Source organism: Paraburkholderia sp. SECH4 (genome assembly GCF_030511745.1).
Lineage (GTDB): Bacteria > Pseudomonadota > Gammaproteobacteria > Burkholderiales > Burkholderiaceae > Paraburkholderia > Paraburkholderia madseniana.
In genome coordinates this window covers 92,476-115,298 of record NZ_JALOCP010000003.1, presented here as the reverse complement: position 1 = coordinate 115,298, position 22,823 = coordinate 92,476, and the positions used below count along the sequence as shown (strand labels likewise).

Annotated in this window: 16 protein-coding genes; 4 read left to right on the top strand and 12 right to left on the bottom strand. The window is 62.7% G+C overall.

The genetic code is table 11. The features are described 5' to 3' along the window. Positions 1 to 157 precede the first annotated feature (157 nt). Together M0D67_RS05990 and M0D67_RS05985 are read right to left on the bottom strand one after the other, a co-directional pair. Positions 158 to 1,207: an ABC transporter substrate-binding protein gene (locus M0D67_RS05990; RefSeq protein ID WP_266237848.1), complete on the bottom strand. Its 1,050-nt coding sequence runs from the start codon at positions 1,205 to 1,207 to the stop codon at positions 158 to 160. A gap of 124 nt (positions 1,208 to 1,331) precedes the next feature. Further along, positions 1,332 to 2,429 (bottom strand): ABC transporter ATP-binding protein, encoded by a 1,098-nt coding sequence (locus tag M0D67_RS05985; protein WP_154557970.1) that lies wholly within the window; start codon positions 2,427 to 2,429, stop codon positions 1,332 to 1,334. A gap of 130 nt (positions 2,430 to 2,559) precedes the next feature. On the opposite strand from M0D67_RS05985, the gene M0D67_RS05980 reads away from it, so the two are divergent. Then, positions 2,560 to 4,113, top strand: coding sequence for a PLP-dependent aminotransferase family protein (locus tag M0D67_RS05980; protein WP_266237845.1), 1,554 nt, complete (start codon positions 2,560 to 2,562; stop codon positions 4,111 to 4,113). Positions 4,114 to 4,138: 25 nt separating this feature from the next. Here the strand turns inward: M0D67_RS05980 and M0D67_RS05975 are convergent, their stop codons facing one another. Together M0D67_RS05975 and M0D67_RS05970 are read right to left on the bottom strand one after the other, a co-directional pair. After that, positions 4,139 to 7,900: a DUF748 domain-containing protein gene (locus M0D67_RS05975; protein WP_266237843.1), complete on the bottom strand. Its 3,762-nt coding sequence runs from the start codon at positions 7,898 to 7,900 to the stop codon at positions 4,139 to 4,141. A 294-nt stretch (positions 7,901 to 8,194) separates the two neighbouring features. Next, entirely contained in the window at positions 8,195 to 9,616 is a 1,422-nt protein-coding gene (locus M0D67_RS05970) for a DUF1254 domain-containing protein (RefSeq protein ID WP_266237840.1), read from the bottom strand. 367 nt (positions 9,617 to 9,983) lie between these two features. On the opposite strand from M0D67_RS05970, the gene M0D67_RS05965 reads away from it, so the two are divergent. Next, entirely contained in the window at positions 9,984 to 12,407 is a 2,424-nt protein-coding gene (locus M0D67_RS05965) for a cation-translocating P-type ATPase (RefSeq protein ID WP_266237837.1), read from the top strand. A 138-nt stretch (positions 12,408 to 12,545) separates the two neighbouring features. Then, on the top strand, positions 12,546 to 14,528 hold the full coding sequence (locus M0D67_RS05960) for a methyl-accepting chemotaxis protein (protein ID WP_266237835.1): 1,983 nt from the start codon (positions 12,546 to 12,548) through the stop codon (positions 14,526 to 14,528). Positions 14,529 to 14,580: 52 nt separating this feature from the next. On the opposite strand, the gene M0D67_RS05955 is transcribed toward M0D67_RS05960, so the two are convergent. After that, complete coding sequence (locus tag M0D67_RS05955) at positions 14,581 to 15,234, bottom strand: glutathione S-transferase family protein (RefSeq protein ID WP_266237833.1); 654 nt, start codon at positions 15,232 to 15,234, stop codon at positions 14,581 to 14,583. Positions 15,235 to 15,453: 219 nt separating this feature from the next. Between M0D67_RS05955 and M0D67_RS05950 the strand changes: the two genes are divergently transcribed. Further along, on the top strand, positions 15,454 to 16,917 hold the full coding sequence (locus M0D67_RS05950; protein ID WP_266237831.1) for a polyhydroxyalkanoate depolymerase: 1,464 nt from the start codon (positions 15,454 to 15,456) through the stop codon (positions 16,915 to 16,917). A 1-nt stretch (position 16,918) separates the two neighbouring features. Here M0D67_RS05950 and M0D67_RS05945 read toward each other — a convergent pair whose 3' ends face one another. The 7 genes from M0D67_RS05945 to M0D67_RS05915 form a co-directional block, all read right to left on the bottom strand. Continuing rightward, entirely contained in the window at positions 16,919 to 17,353 is a 435-nt protein-coding gene (locus M0D67_RS05945) for a cupin domain-containing protein (RefSeq protein WP_093634459.1), read from the bottom strand. Positions 17,354 to 17,532: 179 nt separating this feature from the next. Continuing rightward, on the bottom strand, positions 17,533 to 18,144 hold the full coding sequence (locus M0D67_RS05940) for a flavin reductase family protein (protein WP_266237829.1): 612 nt from the start codon (positions 18,142 to 18,144) through the stop codon (positions 17,533 to 17,535). 433 nt (positions 18,145 to 18,577) lie between these two features. After that, a complete protein-coding gene (locus M0D67_RS05935; protein WP_266237827.1) occupies positions 18,578 to 19,531 on the bottom strand; it encodes a 3-hydroxyacyl-CoA dehydrogenase family protein in 954 nt (317 codons plus the stop codon). 109 nt (positions 19,532 to 19,640) lie between these two features. Further along, positions 19,641 to 19,946: a hypothetical protein gene (locus M0D67_RS05930; protein ID WP_266237825.1), complete on the bottom strand. Its 306-nt coding sequence runs from the start codon at positions 19,944 to 19,946 to the stop codon at positions 19,641 to 19,643. A gap of 435 nt (positions 19,947 to 20,381) precedes the next feature. Further along, positions 20,382 to 20,540 (bottom strand): hypothetical protein, encoded by a 159-nt coding sequence (locus M0D67_RS05925; protein WP_166618131.1) that lies wholly within the window; start codon positions 20,538 to 20,540, stop codon positions 20,382 to 20,384. Positions 20,541 to 20,732: 192 nt separating this feature from the next. Continuing rightward, complete coding sequence (locus M0D67_RS05920) at positions 20,733 to 21,041, bottom strand: hypothetical protein (protein WP_154557982.1); 309 nt, start codon at positions 21,039 to 21,041, stop codon at positions 20,733 to 20,735. Between the two features lie 273 nt (positions 21,042 to 21,314). Next, positions 21,315 to 22,733, bottom strand: coding sequence for a hypothetical protein (locus M0D67_RS05915; protein ID WP_266237821.1), 1,419 nt, complete (start codon positions 22,731 to 22,733; stop codon positions 21,315 to 21,317). Positions 22,734 to 22,823 lie beyond the last annotated feature (90 nt).

Below are 22,823 nucleotides of genomic sequence, written 5' to 3'. Positions count from 1 at the left end.
GCTTTAGCGCTTACTCCTGCCCCATGCAAAGCCCTTACCCCGATCCCATGCATCCGGCCGCTCGCGCACATCGCGAAGACACGCGTTTGCGTTTGTTTCATTGCATTGATGCGGCGCGGCTTCACCATAAAAGCCGCGCCTTCTCACACCCGGCTAATTACTTCGAAGCCCACGACGAAAAACGTTGCTCCAACTCATCGCCATGGTCGGTCCAGAACGAGAGGTTCTGCAGCACCGCGTTCTTGCCGTTAGCCGGCGAATTCGGCAGATTGGACAGCGTCTTCGGATCGAGCGCCTTGATGGCCGCCACGTTCACCGGACCATACGCAATGTTGTGCGCGTAGTCCTGCTGCGGCTTCGACGAAATCGAATAGGCGATGTACTTCTCGGCCAGCGCCTTGTTCGGCGTGCCCTTCGGAATCGCCCAGTAGTCGAGGTCGTAAATGCTGCCGTTCCACACTACCTTGAGGTTCTTGCCTTCCTTCTGCGCGGCATCGATACGGCCGTTGTACGCGGTGGACATCACCACGTCACCCGCGACCAGGAATTGCGGCGGCTGCGCGCCCGCTTCCCACCACTGGATATTCGGCTTCAGTTCGTCGAGTTTCTTGAACGCGCGGTCCTGACCTTCCTTGGTGGCGAGCACCTTGTAGACGTCCTTCGGCGGCACGCCGTCGGCCATCAGCGCGAATTCGAGGTTGTAACGCGCGCCCTTGCGCATCGCGCGCTTGCCCGGGAATTTCTTCACGTCCCAGAAGTCGGCCCAGCCGGCCGGCGCGATTTTCAGCTTGTCGGCGTTGTACGCGAGTGCCGTCGACCACACGAAGAAGCCCACGCCGCAGGTTTGCGGCGCTTCCGGAATCAGATCCGTCTTCTTGCCGATCTTCGACCAGTCGAGCTTCTCATACAGCCCTTCATCGCAACCGCGGCCGATGTCGCCCGACTCAACTTCCACCACGTCCCAATTCACATGCTTCGCTTCGACCATCGCCTTCACTTTGGCCTGCTCGCCGTTGTATTCGACCGCGGTCACTTTATTGCTGGTTTGCGTCTCGAACGGCTGGTTGAATGCGACCTTTTGCGCGTCGCCATTCGCACCGCCGAAATTGACGACCGTCAGCTCGGCTGCATTGACTTGCGCGGCGCCCAGCGCGAGCGCCACAGCACCGACAGCGATGGCGCAGCGCGATTTCCCGATCTTGCTCATGGTGTGTTGCTCTCCTTTGGTGGTGTGCTTCAAGCTACGTACAGTGCGACTTGTTATGTGCTGCTTAGGTGAACTGCTTCTTTTGCCTGCGTCGAACGACCTACGACCCACGCAGTGCACGCGCTCACGCGCCTGCAAACACCCGCAGATGCTCGGGCGCAAACTCGAGCGCGACGGGCGCGCCAGGTGCGAAGGTTTCGAGTGCGTCGGTGCCGAGCGGCACCTTCACGAAGCACTCGTCCTGCTCCGGCAGACCACAGCGCATCCGCACGTGGTCGCCGAAATAAATCAGCCCGCGCGCTTCGCCGCTTAGCGCATTGGCGCCAGGCCGTGACACGCCGTTGGCGAGTTTCATACGCTCAGGACGGATGCAAGCGACCGCCGGCGTTCCCGCCCGCGCGCCGCCTATATTGCGTCCCGTAAGCCGTGTGCCGTCAATCAGATGAAACTCGCAGTACTCGCCATCGACGTTCGCGATCGTGCCGCGCAGCTTGTTGCTGTCGCCGATGAAGTTCGCGACGAACTCGTTGCACGGCGATTCATAGAGACGATCCACGGTATCGAGTTGCTGCACGATGCCTTTATCGAACACGGCGACACGGTCGGACATGGTCAGCGCTTCGCCCTGGTCGTGCGTGACGTAAACGAAGGTGACGCCGAGCTTCTCGTGCAATGATTTAAGTTCATACTGCATGTGTTCGCGCAACTGCTTGTCGAGTGCGCCGAGCGGCTCGTCCATCAGCACGAGCTTCGGCTCGAACACGAGCGCCCGCGCCAAGGCAATACGTTGCTGCTGGCCACCGGAAAGCTGCGCCGGGTAACGCTTGGCGAAGCCTTCCATGCGCACCATCTTCAGCGCATTATTCGTGCGATGCGCACGCTCTTCCGCCGACAGTTTGCGCACCGTGAGCGGATACGCGACGTTCTGCTCGACCGTCAGATGCGGAAACAGCGCGTAGTTCTGAAACACCATGCCGATGTTGCGCTTATGCGGCGGCACGGTATTGAGCAGCGTGCCGTCGAGCCAGATCTCGCCGCCGGTGGGAAATTCGAAGCCCGCCAGCATCATCAGACATGTGGTTTTCCCTGATCCGGACGGCCCGAGCAGCGTCAGGAATTCGCCCTGATAGATATCCAGGTCGAGTTGTTTGACGACCAGCGTTTCGCCGTCGTATGTCTTGCGCACACCTCGAAAGCTGACGATCACGTCATCGGTTTTCATCGCACTAGTCTCCTCTGCGGTCCGGCTGGCTCCCCCTGCAAAGCAGCGGGATTGCATTAATTGCGTGGCTCACTATAGTCCCTTACGGTTCTACAATATGGAACCATTTCATTATTCCGGATAGAACCACTTGGACACCGTGATCTTGTCGGATTGGCTTGCCGCGCGGCTCGACCGCGCCGCCGCCGAACCGGTCTACAGACAGACGTTGCGGCTGATGCAGCAGGCGATCCTGACCGGCCAGTTGCCGCCTGGCACAAAGCTGCCCAGTTCGCGCATGCTCGCCGAGGACCTCGGCATCGCGCGCAATACAGTGCTGCACGTCTACGATCAGTTGACCGCCGAAGGCTATGTGATCTCGACCACCGGAAGCGGCACCTATGTCGCCGACACGCGGCCGGACACGGCAGCCATGAATGCACGCAAGAAGCCGACAGCCGCGAGTGTCAATGTGGACGCCGCCGATCAAGCCACCGAGGCCTTAAAGCCGCCAAAACGCGATCTAGGCGACCTCTCCATGCGCGGACGCAGGCTCATCGATCAGGCCGGTGTCTCCGCCAAACAGTGGGGCGCGTTCATGCCCGGCGTGCCCGACGTCGCTGAGTTTCCGGCGCGAACATGGAGCCGCTTGCAAGCAAGGTTGTGGAAGGAAGCCAATCCCGATCTGCTGACTTATGCGCCGGGCGGCGGCTATCGGCCGTTAAGGCGGGCGCTGTCCGACTACCTGCGCGTCGCGCGCTCGGTGAATTGCACGCCGGACCAGATCATCATCACGACGGGTATTCATCAGTCGATCGATCTGGCCGTGCGTTTATTGACCGACGTCGGCGATCGCGCGTGGGTGGAAGAGCCGTGCTATTGGGGCGCGCGCAGCGTGCTGCAATCGTCAGGGATTACGCTAGTGCCGGTGCCCGTGGATGACGAGGGCCTCAATCCGCGCGAGCAGGATCTGCAACAGCCGCCGCGGCTGGCGCTCGTCACGCCGTCGCATCAATATCCGCTCGGCATGGTGATGAGTCTCGCGCGGCGCCGCACGCTGCTCGAATACGCACGCCAGCACAACGTCTGGATCATCGAGGACGACTACGACAGCGAGTTCCGCTACGGCAGCCGACCGCTTGCATCGCTGCAAGGGCTAGACGACGCCGGCCAGGTGATCTACGTGGGCAGCCTGGGGAAGATGTTGTTTCCTGGTTTGCGGATCGGCTACATGATCGCGCCGGAGCATCTGGTGGATACGTTCCGTACGGGCGTGGCCGAGCTGTACCGCGAGGGGCAACTGATGCAGCAGGCGGTGATGACCGACTTCATCATGGACGGTCATCTCACATCGCATGTTCGCCGTATGCGCGCGCTCTACGGCGAGCGGCGGCAGATTCTGATCGATGCGATCACCGCGCGTTTCGGCAACGAACTACCCGTGATGGGTGACGAGGCCGGGCTGCACCTCGTGCTCGGCCTGCCCGATCATGCGAACGATCGCGCCGTCACGGCAGCCGCTTACGATGCCGGCGTGATCGTGCGGCCCCTCGCCGCTTACTACAGCAGCGAGACGCCCGCGCGACGTGGACTGTTGCTGGGCTACGCCTGCGTGCCGAACGAGAAGATCGGTCCGGCATTCGACACGCTCGCGCGCGTGATCGAGCAGACGGCGCTGAAGAAGGCGCCGACGCGAGCCGCTTAACCGGCTCGCATCGCAACACAACGCATCACTTCAGCCCAAAGTCCACCCGCGTCGTGGCACCCTTGTCCTTGATGCCATCGGCGTCCAGTTTCGGCGCGACGATAAACACGCGGCTGCTGTCGATCTTGCCCTCGAAATACTGCTGCACGGCTTGCGCCCGTTGCTGGGCTAGCTGACGCAAGCTGGCGTCGTCGATCGGAGCATTGGCGGCCATCGCCGCCTTCATCTCGTCGTCCGGCAGGCTTTTGGTCAAGCCGACAAAATTGCGCGGCTTCTTGAAGTCGGCCGCTTTGTAGGCCTTGGCCAAGTACTTATCGTATTCCTTCGGATCCACGGTGACGGTCGACAAATCCACGCTCTCGCCATTGCCCACCACGTCCTTGATCTTCTGTTGCTTGACCTCGCGTTCGACGTATTGCGCACGCAGGCCCGGCCCGTCGACTGCCGGATCGACGCGGCCAATCAGATCGATACGGATCGAGCTCTTGTCGGCCAGCGCCTTCACGATGGTGTCGAGCTTCTTGTCCGCGGCGTCGGACAGTTTCGCCGACCCCGGTTCGAACTCGACGTAGCCCAATTCCTCGCCACCACCACCGAAGGCATTGGCGATCAGCGAGAACGGCGCGGTGACGGCTTTCTGCAGCAGATTGAGCACCGCATGCCAGATGAGCCCGCCGACGCTGAACTCCGGATTCGACAACGATCCCGACACTGGCAGATTCACGTCGATTTCACCGCGCGAGTTTTTCAGCAGTGAGATCGCGAGACGCACCGGCAGCTTGGTCGCCGTATCGTTCTCGACGTGATCGCCGAACGTGAGCTGGTCGATGAAAATATGATTGTTCGCGTTCAACTGATCGTTATCGAGCTGGTAGTGCAGATCGACGTTCAGCTTGCCCTTGGTGATCGGATACCCGGCATATTTCGCCGAATACGGCGTGAGGTTGGTGAGTTCGATATCGTGCGCGCTGGCTGTGAGATCGAGCGCCGGTTTTGCGATCAGCGGATTGACGGTACCGCGAATCGACAGCGGACCATTCGCCGCCAGCTTCGCGGCGATGTCCACGGGCGCAGGCGTTGTCGACTGCGTGCCGAACGCGCCGACCGTACCTTGAATGCCAACCAGGTTCGCGGTGAAGTTCGGCTTGATGAAGTTGTCCGTATACGTCACGCGGCCCTGTTGCAGCACCAGTTGGCCGAAGTGCAGTTTGACGGGGCTTTGCGGCGGCGTGGCGGCCGTAACTGTGGCCGGCGTGGCTGGAGTTGCCGACGACGCCGGTACCGGCGCGGAGGCCACCTCAGGCGCCGATGCAGCCTGCGGCGTCAACGGCACCGGCTCGTGGCCGCCGCTCTTGTCGCGTGTCAGCGATTGCGCGGCGCCGCTTTCATGCGCGACCACGTCCTTGAGATTCAGCTTGCCTTGCGCGTCGAGCAGCACACGCCCATAGAACTTCGTGAACGTGACGCGGCCCGCGTCGACCGCCGTGCCGTGTTCGTCGTAGTCGGCCTTGAGATTGGTCAGCGCGAGCGAACTCCATCCTGCGAATGGGTCCGAAGTCGCCTTGTCGATCATCCGCACGTCGACGAGCGCGACGTCGCCGCGGTACGTCGCTTTGAGCGCCTTCGCCTGACTTAGCGCGAGATCGCCGTTCGCGTTGAGCAGCGCGCTCGCAATCAACGCATTCAGCTTGCTGCCGAAGTACGGTTCGAAGGCCGCCGCATCCAGGCGGTTCGCGTTCACTTTGACGGCCACCTTGAGCGGCGTCGCCGTGACATCGCCCTTTACGCCGAGCGTGCCTTTCTTGTTGAGCGTGGCTTGCAGATCGACCGGCAGCGGCTTACTCAGATCGTCGCTGATCTGTTGCACCTTCAATTGCAGCGGCGTCACGCTCAGCTTCACTGGATTCGGCGTCGTGTTGTCGGTGAAATTGGCGGTCGCGTCTTTCAGGTTGAGTTCGCCGATCTTGTAGTGCCACGCGGGCCCTTCCGCCTCAGCCTTCTTCACCGCATGGATCGCCGTGCGCTTCTGCTCTACCTGATGCGGACCCGCGAGCGTGGCGAGGTCGATGCTGCCGTCTTTCAGACGCTGCGCATTGACCACCAGGCCGGTCGTGTTGACGCCGGTGATATCGGCAGTGCGCCCCGCGACGTCCACCTGCTTGACCGTTACCTGGCCTTGCGCGAGCGAGACGACCGGATCCTTGCTGCCACGCGCCGCGAGTTTGAGCGACTGCAGATCGAGTTGTGTATCGGTGACCATGACTGCGACCGGCGACTTCGACCAGTTCGCGCCGACGTTCGCGTTGGCGGAAAGCGCGCCGTCCACCACTTGCGCGGCGGTCGCGGTGTCGAGATACGGTTGCAGCAACGGCAACTTCAATGACTTCAGATCGAGCTTTGCGCTGGCGGTCTTCGCAACAAGGCCGAACGCGCCGGCCACGCCGAGCGAGCCACCGGCGTCCTTGAAGTCGGTATTGAGCGTGTAGTGCGCGGGGGCAGTTGCGAGCGTCGAGAAATCGGTCAGCGTGACGGCCAGTTTTTGCAGGCCAAGGTCGACCGGACGCGAGGCAGCTTCATCGTGAACGTTGACGGTGCCGTCGTTGAGCGCGAAACGCTTGATCGACAGGTCCAGAGGCTGTGCGGCCTTTTCCGTGGCGCTGGCACCAGATGCCGCGACGGGCGCAGACGCTGGCACCGACGCAGAAGCCCCCGCAGCAGGCGCAGTCGCGAACATCCGCTCGACACTCAACACGCCTTCTTTATCACGCGCAAGATTGGCGCTCGGCACGTCGATGCGGATCTCGTCGAAGTGATACAGGCTCTTCAACGGCTCCAGCGTCGCGGCAGCCACATGCACTGCACGCGCTGCGAAGAACGGCGCCTTGCTCTGATCGCGCACGTCCACATCGTTCAAGTCGACGGTGCCTGCCACGCGTAACGAAGGCACGTCGTTAAAGACCACGAAGTTGAGCTTGAGATCGGTGGACAGCTTGCCGCTCTGCACAACCACAGGCAGCTTGGTCGGCACGTAGGAGATGAGCTGCGGCACGTCGAGCCCGTCGAAGCGCAGCGACACCTCCGATTCGCGCGACGCGGCAAACGGCTTGGTCTTGCCTTCGATCGCAAGCGGACTGCCGTCGATACGCGCACGCAGCAACGGCTCGACGAAGATGTCGGTTTTCGAAGGCAGCGTAGCGATGAACGGAATGCCGAGCTTCCATTGATCGATCACGTGCGTTGCGCCGAGCAATTTGTCGTCGAACGTAATCTGGCCGTTCTCGAGGCGAATGTTCGACACCGAAAACAAGGTCGGTTTGCTATTGGGCTTGGCCGGCTGCTTCGAGAATTTCTCGATCAGGTCGGTGAAATTGAAGCGCTGCGCGTCATAGCGAACGATATGAAAGCGTGGTGAATCGAGCTGTATTTCATCGACGATCGGCGCGCCACGAAACAGCGAGCTCCATGACGGCTTCACGATGAACCGCGCAATATCGACAAAATCGCCCGCGCCGCCACGCTCGCCGATATGCACGCTATCGGCTTCGAGCTTGAGCGTGTACGGATTGAGTGCGATGCGGCCGATCGTGGCCGGCCGGTCGAGTTGCTTGCTGAGTTGCTGCTCGGCTATGTGACGAATCAACGGCGGCGCCGCGAAAAAGCCCAGCAGACCGAACAATACGAGGAAGATCAGCAGACCCGTGATGACACGCCGGGTGCGGCGTGACTGCGCGACATCGCGCACGGTCTGCATGGAAGAGGCGATTGATGCTTTATTGAGGCTTGCCATGCTCGGTCTTGGGTAATGCGGCGGCAAGCCCGCCGCGAAACGAAAATCCCGCAAGCGGCAGTATAAGTGGTGAATCTTACGCGGGATATAAATGTAAGCCGTGGCTTACACATTGTTGCACGCTACAGCGGCGTATGTCCGCCGGCACGAAGGCGGACATACGCTGATTTATGCGTCACCCATACCTTGCTGTCACAGCAGTGACGCATAACGCTGGTGGACTTCACACCAGCACTTCGCTGCCCCGCATCAACGAGGCATTTCGCTGGCGAACTTCATCGACGTCGGCGCATGTCACTGACGCACGACGGCCGGCGGTTGCCAACTGCCATCGGTGGCTTGCGGCTTCGGTGCGTACAAACGCAGCATCAGTTGCAAATCGGCGCGCGGCGCCGGCAGCCAGTTGCCGCTCTTACCTCGTGTTGATGACACCGTCACGTCGAGTGAGCCGTCGCGATTGCGGCGCGCACCGTTACGGTCGCCGACTGCAAGACGCGCCGGTGCGCTTTCCCCTAACGCGCCGTCCTTCGTGTAGGCGGTGATCGACCAGAAGCCGCGCACCGGCGGCAACTGGTTCGGCTCGAAGTGGATCACGTAACGATTTGCGCCGTTGAGGGCATGACCGTCGCTGTCCTGGGTGACGACCGCGCGCACTTCATCGTCCTTCGTGCCGATGCCCGGTTGGATCGCCGCGGCGTAAGCGCGCATCGCATAGTCGGGGCCGTAATTGCCCACGCCGTCGCCGAACCAGTTCCAACCGTTGCCGCTCTGCAGATTGGACGGCGGCGTCACGACACGCTGGTGGCCATCGGCAAGGCCCGCAGCGATCGCCTCGGGCGCGCTCGGCAGCTTCACCGGATCACCAGGCGTCACGCCGAAGTCCGAAAGGATTTTCAGCGCATGCGGATCGGCCGGCGTCGGCGGGTTGTCCGGCAAGGCCTGCGCGAGCCGGCTGAAGAAGCCGTTCGCGTCGAGCGCGGCGACTTGCGCGGCCGGCGTGCCGGAAGCGGCCGCGGCGGCGGCATCGGCAGCACTGCTGCTAGGCGGCGTAATCGATGCCGAGCGCGTGCCGCCCGCGTAGACGCTCAACGGTGCGACGCGGATGGCGCGCTGCAGCTTACGAACCGCTGTCAGGTCGCGGGTGCCGTTCGACTGGATGCGCACGCTCACCCAGACGTTGCGGGTCGGCACGTCGACGCGCGTCACGCCCTTGGGCAGATCGCCCTGCCAGCCCGCGCCGACGAAAGCAATCGTTTGCGTCTTGATGCCTGCGGCGCGGGTAGTGAACTGTGAGCTGGTCGACCACACCACGTTGGTCCACATGTCGAGCACGCGGGCGTCCACGTAGCGGCCACGCGAGTCGGGCAGCGACACGATCACCGGCTCCGTGCCGACGTCCAGCCAGCCGGTCGAGTCGAGCGTGTCGAGACTCGGCTGCAGCGGATTGGCCGCGCCTATCGGCGGCAAGGCCTGCGCGTGACGCAGCGTATTGACCGGCGCCTGGCCCGGATCGGTGCCGACCGCCGCGTCGCGCGCGACGCCCATCAGCACCAGCGGATAGCCGAATACATACGAATCGGCGACTTCGTCCTTGATCCAACTGTTGGCTTTTTGCGTCGTGGACGGAGTCGACGCACAACCAGCCAGAAATGCGAGGCCTACGAGCGATGCGCAGGTCCAGTGAAGCGAAAACAGTTCTTGGCGATTTTTTATCATTCGTTCAGGTGGCAGAACGTGCGGTCCTAAGGGAGACGTCGGTGCGCAGCGAAACCGGTTTGCGTGGCCTCCCTAAGCCCAGCGCAGCCAGGCGGTGGCTCGCGATTCCGACAACATCGGGTTGTATCGTATCCTTGCTCACCAGGCAAGCGCAAAGGCAGGAATAACACTGGGTAATGCACGCGCGGACACCATTTAGCGTATGGTTGACGATTTTTGTCGATCCCGCGCTGGTTCTTAACCTGCTGGTCAGGTCACGCGACTGATCTGCAAGGCGCATCGCAAAAACATCCTTGACCTTCCCATCATGGGAAGGTCAATACTGGGCTCATGATGCGGCCCAATGCCGCGACGAGCCTTGTCTACCATGACCGAACTTGCCACGCCGCTGCGTCCCGCGGACGCTACACCCTTCAGAACCACCGAACTCGACATCGGCGGGATGACCTGCGCCTCATGCGCGATGCGTGTCGAGAAAGCACTGGCTAAGGTGCCGGGAGTCGCGGGCGTGTCGGTGAATCTGGCGACCGAAACGGCAACCGTCAATCTCAGCGACGTGGCATCGGATGCCAATGCCGCCTCCGATGCGTTGATCGCGGCGGTCAAGAAAGCGGGCTACGAGGCAACGCTGATCGCGCCGCCGGACGCACCGGCAGCGGCTGCCGGGAATGCCACTCTTGCCTCCTCTGCCGACAACAAACGCAACCAGACACGCCGCGAACTGGCGGCCGTACTCGCCTCTGCCGTGCTGACGCTGCCGCTCGTCCTGCCGATGGTCGGCGAATGGTTCGGTTTGCACGCAATGCTTTCGCCGTGGCTGCAGTTCGCCCTCGCCTCGATCGTGCAGTTCGTATTCGGCGCGCGTTTCTATCGCGCGGCCTACCGTGCGGTGCGGGCCGGCGCCGGAAACATGGACTTGCTGGTGGCGCTCGGCACGTCGGCGGCCTACGGAATCAGCGTCTACGAACTGGCGACCCATCCGGGCGACATGACGCATCTGTACTTCGAAGCGTCGGCCGTCGTGATTACGCTGGTGCGTTTCGGCAAATGGCTCGAAGCGCGCGCCAAGCGCCAGACCACGGATGCGATCCGCGCCCTCAACGCACTGCGCCCCGACCGCGCACGCATCCGCGTCGGCACGGACGAACGCGAAGTATCGCTCGCGCAAGTGCGGGTCGGCACGGTGGTGATCGTGCGTCCGGGCGAACGCGTGCCAGTCGACGGCGCCGTGCTCGAAGGCCGCACCCATATCGACGAATCGCTGATTACCGGCGAAAGCCTGCCAGTGCCGAAGCAGGCAGCCGATCCGGTTACCGCCGGTTCGATCAACGGCGAAGGCGCGATTGCGGTGACGACGACCGCGATCGGCGCGGAGACGACCCTTGCGCGAATCATCCGCCTCGTGGAAAGCGCGCAGGCCGAGAAGGCGCCGATCCAAAGGCTGGTCGACCGCGTCAGCGAGATCTTCGTACCGGCCATTCTGGCGATTGCGGCGCTCACGCTGGTGGGTTGGCTGATCGCCGGCGCAGGGGGCGAAACCGCCATTCTGAATGCGGTCGCCGTGCTGGTGATCGCCTGCCCGTGCGCGCTCGGACTGGCAACGCCCGCGGCCATCATGGCCGGCACCGGCGTTGCTGCGCGGCGCGGCGTGCTGATCAAGGACGCCGAGGCGCTGGAAACCGCGCATCGAGTGAATATCGTTGCATTCGATAAAACCGGCACGCTGACGCTCGGGCAACCGTCGGTGACGGCGTTCGAAGCGATCGGCGGCATTGGGCGCGACGAGGCGTTGGCCCTCGCCGCGGCCGTGCAGCAGCATAGCGATCACCCGTTGGCGCGGGCGGTGGTGAAGGCGTATGAAGCGGCACGGGTGGGCGGCAGTCTGCGGGACGACGCTGCGGTTGAGGACTCGCCGGCGAATGGTGGCGTCGGCGCGCTGGACGATAGCAGCGGACTGGGCGCTTCAGCGTCCGTTGCGACAGCGAAGGTCGCGGCGGCGTCGCAAGTTCCGACACTCACGGCCAGCGCCGCACGCGCGGTGCCCGGGCGCGGCGTAGAAGCCGACATAAACGGCCGCACCCTGGCGCTCGGCAGCACGCGCTGGCTCAACGAACTCGACATCCAGTTGCCGCCGGAACTCACCGAGCGCGCAAAAGAACTCGAAGCCGCTGGCAACACGGTCTCCTGGCTGATGCAGCGCGCACCGCTTGCGCCCACCGCGCTCGCCTTGATCGCCTTCGGCGACACCGTCAAACCGACCGCCCGCGCGGCCGTCGAACGGCTTGCCCAGATGGGCATCAAAAGCGTGCTCGTCACCGGCGACAACCACGGCAGCGCAGCGAGCGTGGCCCAGGCGCTCGGCATCGACGAATTCCACGCCGAAGTGCTGCCCGACGACAAAGCCCGCGTGATCCGCGATCTGAAGATCCGCAGCGCCGGCATCGTCGCGATGGTGGGCGACGGCATCAATGACGCTCCCGCGCTCGCCGCCGCCGACATTGGCATCGCGATGGCGACCGGCACCGACGTTGCCATGCAGGCGGCCGGCATCACGCTGATGCGCGGCGATCCGGCGCTGGTGGCCGACGCCTTCGACATTTCGCGCAAGACGTGGCGCAAGATCCAGCAGAACCTGTTCTGGGCATTCGTCTACAACCTGATCGGCATTCCGCTTGCCGCCTTCGGCTTGCTGAACCCGATGCTGGCCGGCGCGGCGATGGCGTTTTCGAGTGTAAGCGTCGTGACCAATGCGCTGCTGCTGCGCACCTGGCGCGGCGCGTCAGCGCGTTGACGGTGTTTACGCCGCTACATTACGCAAAGCTTTCGAAATCGCTAAAGATATGGGCAAATCGGCCGTAATGCTGACATAGGTGAAAACCATGCATTCGCATGGTTTGCGCACCTCATGTCCTCCTTACTCTGAACGCCCATGGAATTTCTCTCTTTGCGCCGCGCCAGTGTTGGCGCCCGGCTTGCCGTACTGTCGTGCGCGCTGGTGGCATTGATTTTTGCCGCCTTTACATGGGCGCTCACGCGCAGCGCCGGCAAAGAGGTCAGCGATCAGGTGCTCGAACGCATCGCCGATAAAGATCGCTCGATCGCCGCAATGATCACGCTGTTCGACAAGGCGCTGTCCGCCGAAGTCGATCGCTCGATGTCGCTGTTCGCGAGCTTCCTGCCCACCGCCTACACGCTCGACGACACCCAGAAAGTCGACATCAACGGCGTTGCCACCCCAACCATCAAGGCTGGCGACAAAGTCCTGAACATGGACTTCTCGATTCCCGACCAGTTTCTCGAACGCAGCGGCGCGGTGGCCACCGTGTTCGCACGCAGCGGCGACGACTTCGTCCGCGTGACGACATCGCTGAAGAAACAGGACGGCTCACGTGCGATCGGCACGCTGCTCGACCGCAAGGCGCCGGCGTACGGGCTGATCATGGCGAACAAGTCCTATACGGGACTCGCCGCGCTGTTTGGTAAACGTTTGATCACGCAATATCGACCGATTACGGACGCGAGCGGTCGCGTGATCGGCGCGCTGTTTGTCGGCGTGAACGTGGACAAGGAAATCCAGTCGGTCCAGGACGGCATCAGCAAACTGAAAATCGGCGACAGCGGCTACTACTTCGTGGTCAATGCCTCGAAGGGCGCGGATCGCGGCAAGCTGATCGTGCATCCGGCCGCCGTCGGCCAGAACGCGGACAACGCGAACGCGCCGTATCAGCAGATGCTCGACATGAAAGAAGGCCAACTCGAATTCAGTTCCGCCGACGCGACGCTGGGCGAGCGCAACGCGCGCGACAAATTCGTGTCGTTCATCACCGTGCCGGAATGGCAATGGCTGGTGGGCGGCGTCGCGCCGCGCGACGAAGTGATGGCGGACGTCGTCGCGACACGCGATGAATTCCTGCTGATTGGTTTCGCGCTGGTCGGCGTGTTCGCAATCGTGTTCCTGATCGCCGTGCGCCGCCTCGTGAGCCGTCCGCTCGATGAGGCCGCGAAAGCGTCCGAGCGCTTCGCGTCGGGCGATCTAAGCGTGCGCGTGGGGAAGGGTGTCAAGGGCGCGAATGCGCGTGCCGACGAAATTGGCCGCCTCATGCAGTCGATCGACGGCATCGGCGAAGGCCTTGCGCGCATCGTTTCGCAAGTGCGCAATGCGTCGACGGATATGTCGGAAGGGACTGAAAAGATCGTCACCGGCAGCGGCAACATCGCCGCGCGCATTGCCACCCAGGCGAGCAGCCTCGAGGAAACGGCGGCCAGCATGGAACAGATCACGTCGACCGTGCAACAGAACGCCGACCATGCCGCGCAGGCCAACACGCTCGTCACGAATGCCGCCGATGCCGCAGTCGAAGGCGGCCGTGCCGTCGAACGCGTGGTCTCGACGATGGGCGAGATCAGCCGCTCATCGCAGAAGATCGCCGAGATCACCAGCGTGATCGAAGGCATCGCGTTCCAGACCAATATCCTTGCACTGAACGCGGCCGTGGAAGCGGCGCGCGCCGGCGAACACGGCCGGGGCTTTGCGGTGGTGGCGTCGGAAGTGCGCGCGCTGGCGCAGCGCAGCGCGGCTTCGGTGAAGGAGATCGACGGGCTGATCGCCGCCTCCACGGCGACCGTGCAAAGCGGTTTCCGGATCGCGGAGGAAGCGAGTTCGACGATGCAGGGTATCGTTCAACAGGTCGGCCAGGTGCGCGCGATCATGGCGGAGATCAGCGTTGCGTCACGCGAGCAATCGGGTGGCATCGAGCAGGTCAATCTCGCTGTCACGCAGATTGGCGAGGCGACCCAGCAGAACGCGACGATCGTCGGCGAGGCTGAACTCGCCGCGGCTGAGTTGCGCGATCAGGCTGCTCGGCTTGCGCAGGTGGTGAGTGTGTTCAAGCTGGAGGCTGGGCGGGATTAAAGCGTTGCCTATGTAACGGCGCGGCAGCTTGCCGCGCCGCCGTGCGCCGTGATCAAAACTCGACGTCCAATTCGTCGATCTCCTCCACTTCCTGCTGCGCGTCCGCGATCCATTGCTGCATCTCGGGCAGCGCCATGATGCGCTGCCCATAGTCGACGATCTCCGGATCCAGCTTGACGTCGTAGGTCACGAAACGCGTCACCACCGGCGCGTACATCGCATCCGCCGCGCTGCGCTCGCCGAACAGAAACGGCCCGCCATACTGCTTCAGGCACTCGCTCCAGATCGTCACGATGCGGTCGATATCCGACTGCGCCCGCGCCCACACCTTGAAGCCCGGAAAATGCGCTTTCAGATTCATCGGCAACGCCGAGCGCAGCGAGCCAAAACCCGAATGCATCTCGCCGCAGATCGAGCGGCAATGCGCTCGCGCGCGAATGTCTTTGGGCAATAGCGCCGCGTCCGGCTTGAGTTCGTTCAGATATTCGGCAATCGCGAGGGTGTCCCAGACCTTGATGCCGTCGTGAAAGAGACATGGCACCAGAATCGACGGCGACAGCAGCAACAATTCGGCGCGCGCGGCGGGATCGTCGATCGGCATCACGATCTCTTCGAACGGCAGGCCGCTGAATTTGGTCAGCAGCCAGCCGCGCAGCGACCACGACGAATAGTTCTTGCTGCTGATGGTGAGCGTGGTATTCGCCATACGATTCTCCTCCAGATGAGGCGTTCGTCCGACGCCTGACGATGCGCATGCACGTTGTCGTGCGCGGGCGCACCAAAGCGCGGCAAATTCGGCCCGTTCCCATGACCGGCGCAAATGCTATGCCAACGTGCAGTGACGGCCGCGTCAGTGCGACTGCACGATTGGCACATGACTTGCCTCTATTCGGGCTCCTTCCCTTTCTGCACTCGTGCGAAGGTTATGAACCTGTTCGCATATCCCACATACCAGGCTTTCGCCGACATGATGCTGCCGATGCGGCACGGCGCAGCGCTGGTGAATCATTCGCTCGACGCCTGGCCCGCGTTTGGCGATACGTCGCATGGACGCTCGATACGCGCGGCTTGCGAATTGCTGACGCTCGCCGGACTCACGCCTGTCAGGCCGCCATTCGGCATCGATAGCGTGGTGACGGAAGGCAAACCCGTACAGATCGTCGAGGAAGTCGTGGCGCACACGCCGTTCTGTTCGCTATTGCATTTCCGTAAAGACACCGCGCCTTCTCATCCGCAACCGCGCGTGCTGGTGATCGCGCCGATGTCCGGCCACTTCGCGACGCTGCTACGCGGCACCGTGCGCACAATGCTGGCCGAGCACGACGTCTACATCACCGATTGGCACAATCCGCGTGACGTGCCGCTGAGCCAGGGTCGTTTCGGCTTCAACGAATACGTACGTCACGTGATCGATTTCATCGAAACGATCGGGCCGGGCGCGCATCTGCTGGCGGTGTGTCAGCCGACTGTTGCCGCTTTGGCCGCGGTCGCGCTAATGGCCGCCGATGACAACCCCGCGCAGCCCGCCAGCATGACACTGATGGCCGGCCCGCTCGACACCCGCATCAACCCGACGCGCGTCAACGAACTGGCTAAAAGCAAGCCGATCGAGTGGTTCGAGCAGAACCTGATCAGCGCGGTGCCGTTCGGTTTTGGGGGTGCGCACCGTCGCGTGTATCCCGGCTTCGTGCAACTGACCGCGTTCATGGCGATGAACCTTAACCGCCATCTCGACTCGTTCGAGACCATGCATTACGAGCGGGCCAAAGGCGATCCGACGAAGGCCGATACGATCCGCACTTTCTACGAAGAATACTTCGCGACGATGGACCTGACGGCCGATTTTTATCTGGAGACCGTCGACACGGTTTTTCAGCGGCACGCGCTGCCGTTGCATGAACTCGAGGTGGAAGGACGGCTGGTGGAGCCTTCGAAGATTCGACGTACTGCGCTGCTGACCGTGGAGGGCGAAAAAGACGATATCTGCGCGGTTGGGCAGACGCTCGCTGCGCAGGATATGTGCGACAAGTTGAGGCCTTATCTGAAGACGCATCATGTGCAGACCGGTGTGGGGCACTATGGCGTGTTCAATGGACATCGGTGGGAGCGGCAGATTTATCCACGCGTGCGGGCCGTGATTTACGACAACGAACCGCGTGCGGTGGTGGTGAGTTCGCGGGCGCGGACGATTCAGCCGGTGTCTGTGGCTGCGGCGGCTGAGGTGACGGCGGCGGCGCCGGCTGCGGCGGCAGTGGTCGATGTCGAGGTGGGTTCGGCGGCGACAGTGGTCACTGACTCGCCGAACGGAGTTAGCTCCGGCAGCGGCACCAAGCCTCAGCAGGCAGCGTCACGGGCGCCGCGCCGGCGGCCGCCCGCGACACAATCGTGAGTTAAGCCACGGCGCTCTTCCACGGCTGCACCGCCGGGACTTCGCACGGACCTTCGACTTCAATCGACTTGAAATCGGCCGGCGACACGATCTCGATGTACTCCATATCTTCGGAGTAATCGAACAGATAGTGGACGATGCCCGGCGCCTGATGCACGCAATCGCCGGCGGCGACGAGCGTCTCCTTGTCGCCGTACATGAAGCGCGCCCAGCCCTTCAACATGATCACAATGTGGAAATCGGCCTCATGACGGTGCCAACCGGTGCCTTGCTCTGGTGCGTGATTCGCCTTGACGAGTTGCGCGAGCACCTTGCCGCCGGTTGCCTGCGCGATGCCTAAATCGCGGTAGAGAAAAAAGTCGCGTAGGCCCTGATCCACGTAGGACGTGTCTTGCGGACGGACATGGCTGAACTGCGTAGCGAATTCGGTGGACATGATCGCGCTCCTCTTGAGTGAGCCGGCAGTTGAAAACGACGCGTTGGAGCGTCGGTTGCAAGCATCAAGCGGGCCAGTTTGCGGGGGTGGCTATGCGTTGCTCGAAGGCGACCAGGCTGAGGACGCACCACGCATTACGCAGTGCGTCTTGCTTCAAACGCTTCGGCTGTTGCGGACCATTATGCGCTCGGGCGAAACATCTGGAACATCTCGCCGATTCCCGCGTAGTCCGCGCGGTAGCCCGCGCGCATGATCGGCTGCGCGGCGTGGGTGTCGAACAGACCGTCTTTCAGATAGGCCTCGTTGATGTGGACGCCGACTACTTGGCCTAGCGATAGGTAATTGTCCATCGGCTTGCCGTCGAGGGTATGCAGACGGACCACTTGCAGCAGCTTGCATTCGAGCGCGGCCGGCGATTCGGCGACGTGCGGCACGGCCACGTTGCGGCCAGGCGCGGGTGTAAGGCCCGCGAGTTCGAATTCGTCGACGTGGGACGGGACTGGTGCGGAGGAACGGTTCATCTGCTCGGCGAGCGGCTTGCTGGACAGATTCCAGACGAATTCGCCGGTGGCCTCGATGTTGGCGATGCTGTCTTTACGGCCTTCGCTGCAGAAGCCGATGATCGGCGGGAAGCTGGCGAACGCGCCGAAGAAACTGTAGGGCGCGAGGTTCAGCGTGCCGTCGGTGGCGCGTGAGGAAATCCAGCCGATCAGGCGCGGAGCGACGATGGCCTTGAACGGGTCGTGCGGGAGGCCGTGACCGGTGGCGGGGTTGTAGAAGTAGTGGGGCATGGTTTGTGTTGGGGTTTGCGGGTGAGGCGGGTGGTATTTATACCGCAGACTCGCTGGGGGTGCTGGAGGCGGGAGTGAAGCGGACTACGGCTATTCGCGCTTCCGTGAATTCCTGTTCATCGGTTGGCTTCGCGCTCCGTCTTGACAGGTAGTGAACCAGAGCAGGCCGAGACGCCGAAGCTTCAACGGCACGTCCCTGGCGCCAAGAAAGCGAAACCTCCGTCGATCGCCAACCGCTCAGGCCGAACTCAGAAGGCGTCGAGTTCGAAGCAAGCCCTTGGGGCAATCACGACCAACAAGAAACGGGAAAACTGGTAATCATGGCGCGCCGCTCTCAGACGCAACGACTCCTGACGAGCGTGTCCCACTCTGGACCAAATGCCTGATTATCTGGATTGCATGATCCGCTTCACGCTACGTGCGTGCAACGCCATTAACCGCGACTAATCACCTGCTTGCGGCCTGCTTTGACGCGCGCCAAATGGGCGTCGTCCCAATCATAGAAACCAGCACCGCTACGTACGCCAACACGCCCCGCGTTCACCTGCACCCGCAGCAGATCGAGCACGTCTTCGTCTTTGGCGAGTTCCGGCATCAGATGCTGGGAGATATCGAGGAAGGTATCGAGGCCGCCCATGTCCGCGCCCTCGAGCGGCCCGACGATCCCCCACCGGCGCCCGAGCGATGCCTTCATGACCCGATCGACCACGTCAGGCGTCGCCGCTCCCGAACGCACGATGTTCAACGCCTCGCGCAGCACCGCGAACTGCAGCCGGTTGCCGACAAAACCCGGAATCGCCTTCGCGAGCACCACCGGCTCCATGCCGATCGCGCTCATCAACGCAGCGGTACGTTCGGTGACTTCCGGCGCGGTCGCGGTACCCGGCACGACTTCGACGAGCGGGATCATGTGCGGCGGATTCCAGAAATGCGCGATCAGAAAACGCTCCTTCGCGCGCAACGGAGCAACCAGTTGATCGGGTGGGAAACCGCTTGTGTTGCTCGCGAGAATCGCATCGTCTGCCATCAGTTCAGCCAGCGACGCATACAGGCGATGCTTCAGTTCCAGCACCTCGGGAATCGCCTCGATCACGAATTGCGCCGCCGCCATCACGTCGAGTTGCGCATGTGTCTCGATGCGCCCGAGCGCCGCCTGTTTGGCGGCGTGGTCGATGCGCCCGGCGTCGATCAGTTCGTCGAGTACCGCTTCCGCCTTGGGCGCGACGCTCGCGAGGCGCGCCGGGTCGACGTCGTGAACGATCGTCCGATGCCCATGCAACGCGCTTTGCGTCGCAATGCCGACGCCCATCAATCCAGTGCCCACTACGCCTATGACTGCCTCGTCCACGCCGCTCTCCTGCTGCCGTCGATGAAAGCCTTCGAGCATAGCGTAGCGCGCCGTTTTCCAAGACCGAACGTGGCAAAGCCGGTCTTCCGTGAGGAAAGACCGGCTTTGCGAACTTCACGCCGCGTCGCACGGCGCCGTCATGCGCGCATTAGTAGCGCGGGGGCGGCGGGCGATGATCGTCGCCGTGATGATGCGGATCGTAGTCGCGCGGATGATGACGCATCCAGTCGTCATGAGCCCAGTAGCGGTGGCCGTCGTAGTAACGATCGCCATGCCAGCCGATGTTGATCGACACGCCCACCGGCCTCATGTGCGGCTGACCGTAAACCGCCGGTCCCGGACCATTCTCGACAACCACCCGTTCCTGGGCGAAAGCACTGCCGGCTGCGAGCAACGCGCCGCCCGCCAGCAGGGTTGCAACAATCGAACGCGACGTCTTGCTAAAGGTTTTCATCGTGACCTCCCATGCAAAGTTTTGTATCAAGCCAGCGCCCGTGTTCGGTCAACATCGAACCGCTATTTTGGGTTCGGACCAGACGCCGTACGCTTGAGACCAACTTTAGCGGTGCAAACCGCATGAAGACGTGAGCACTTGTAAGCGCACATTTCATTGGAAAAGACTGATGAATGGGAGTCTTTTCGACCTTCGCCGCCCGTCTATAGCACATGCGCGGTGGATCAACTGAATGACACGATGGCGCCGTGTGAGGCGCCGTTACATCCATTTCGGCCGGGAAATATTCGGAAAAACTGGAAATCGGGCTGCGAGCGCACCAAAAACAAAAGCCACGGCACGCGTTTCGCGGGCGGTGGCTTCAATGATGCGAGGCGCACTCGACGTGCGCGCCCATGCGCGATGGTCCGCGCTCAGGCCATACGAATTTGCTTTTTAGTCGCTCAGCTTGATGCCGAACAACGTAGATTGCGCTTTGCGCATGCGCTCTGCTTCGCGGCTACGTGCTGCGTACGAGTAGTCCGAATCCAGCGGCAGGTGGGGCGACGCAAAGAGGTCGCTGACCTTTTGGAACAATGCAAAAATGAAGCTCATGGCGACTCCCGGTTGGTTACTGCATTAGCTAGGGTTTTCCCTTAAGAAGAATTATAGGGTTTTCCCTAGGCAAAAGCTAGTGCAATGCAGCAATTTCTCGGGTGTGGTGTGTTGTCACAGGGTTTTAGTCCATGGTGCGTCGCACCATGACAACGTCCCCGTTTTTCGTATTTCAGGGTCAAAAGCGTCCGCTTACTGAAGGGTGGTCGATTGCGGCTTTCTGCTGCGCGTGGGTTTCGCGCTCGTCGTGTTTTTACGAGGGTTCACTACGGCTGCATCGACTGCACCCTCCGCAGTGCTCTCCGCACGCATCAGCGTCGCGCTGTTGACGGAGACAATCAGCCCCGGCAAGGTCCGCGCGGGGTTCTCTTGCGGCTTGACGGAAGCGCCCGTCGCCGAAAACTCGACGTTCAACGCCCAGTGCCCTTCGTGGATGCCCTGATCGCGCAGAAGCGCGCCTAGCAGTTCCTCGATCGAATATTTGTGCGTGCTGGTCGGCATGGTGGCTCCCGTCAGAAGATGCGCTGGCGTATCCGGTCCGGCTTCGCAACAGCAACGAGAGTGTAAAACGCGACGTTTGGCTTGCGAGGTGTTGGCGGCGGGTGTTGCCTTACGGCGCCTATCCTGGGAGACAGGGAGCGAGAGCGGGGCTGGGGGTTCAGGACTGGAAGCCGCGATGCTGCGGGGCCGGGAGCGGCAATAGGCGCCCGGCTGTTTGCGCGGGCAAAACGAGCTGCCGCGGCCGGCTAACGCCAGCGCGGCAGTCGTTGAATATCAGTGCGAATTGGCAGCCTTCGGCTTGTGCGCGTGCTGTGCGCGCGTGCCGCGTTTGCCATGCGCTGGCGTGGCCACGGCTGGCTGAGGCGCTGCGGTTGCGGCTGCGTCAGAAGCCGCATTGGCCGCCGTCGCGTTGGCCATCGCGATGTGCGTGTCGAGCAAGCTGGCCATGGCGGCCTGCTGGTTCTGCATCATCTGTTCGATGCGGTGTTGCTGGGCGGTGGTTTCACGCGTCAGGCGCATCAGGAGCACCGTCTGCGTGATACCGATCGCGACTGTCATCAGCAACGCGCCCACCACGATCGACAACATCCACTTCATTCGGCGTGAATGGTCGGTCGCGGCGAGGCGTTGATCGGCGATCACGCCGTACAGGGCATCGACGGTATCGGCGAAGGCCGTAGCACGCGCGCGGTCGAGTTCAGGCGCGGCCCGCAGCGCTGCCGCGGCTGCTTCGGCGCGCTGGGCTTCACGGAAAGAAGGCGCAGAGAAAGACGCGTTTGTGTGCGCGGCAGATGCCGAGGCTGATGCGGGCGCTGATGCCGACGCCGACGCCAGCGCAGATGCCGATGCGGGCGCAAACGCAGACACATTGCCCGACGACTTCGCAGCCGGCCTCGGCTCAGCAACCACCGCGCCGGAATCAGTCCCAGCCCCAGACTCGGAGGAAGACAAAGCACGCTCCGCTCCCGCATGCGCGCCTTCTGCGCCGACCGCTTCTCTCGAAGCCGTCGTCGCCTTGGCAAAAGTCGCCGCGAAACGCTGCGGCGGAATAGGCGGCCTGGCACCGCCCGAGGTCGTTGCAACCGCTGCATCTGTCGTCGCTGCGCCCGGCTCAGCAGCCTGGCGCAGCGCGGTCACACTGCGCGCCACAGTCGCCGCCGCCATCGCAGACGTGAGCGGCACAACCGCGTCACGTGCCGACGCCGCCGGCTTCTCTTGGGCCGACGCTTCCGCTGCCGCCTTCACATCCCCGAAAGCCAGCTCGCCGACAGGCGATGCCGTGGCCTCCACGGCCTCCGTCTCCAGCCCACTCAATTGCGCATTCACCTGCACCGGTTCATCCGATTTCGCAGCGCGAGGCGCGCGCCGCGCCGCCCTTGCCTCCAGCGACATGCCGTCGGCATCGATCGCGCCAACCGCGGCCAGCACGACATCGGGTAATTCAAAGCCGTGCAACGTGCCTTGCCGGACGTCGATATTCATCGCTTCCAGCGTGGCGCGAGTGGGATCGTCGGGGAACAGGTCGAGCGTGCTGTCGTCGCGCGAGGCATCGCTCAGTTGCGCGAGACGTTGTGCCGAGCGCGCGGCACGCGCCAGCTTGTTTTCAGTTTCGGTCGAGACGGTGGCCTGCCGCCGCTTCTTCGAAGCGGCGCGCTGAGGCCGGGACTGCGTGGATGCTGCGGAATCTGCCATAGAGAAAAAAGCGGTCGTCGCCGGAAAGCGGGCGCCGAGCACCGCTCGTCAATGCCATTGGAATTTTTCGAGACCGCATTGTCGCACGGC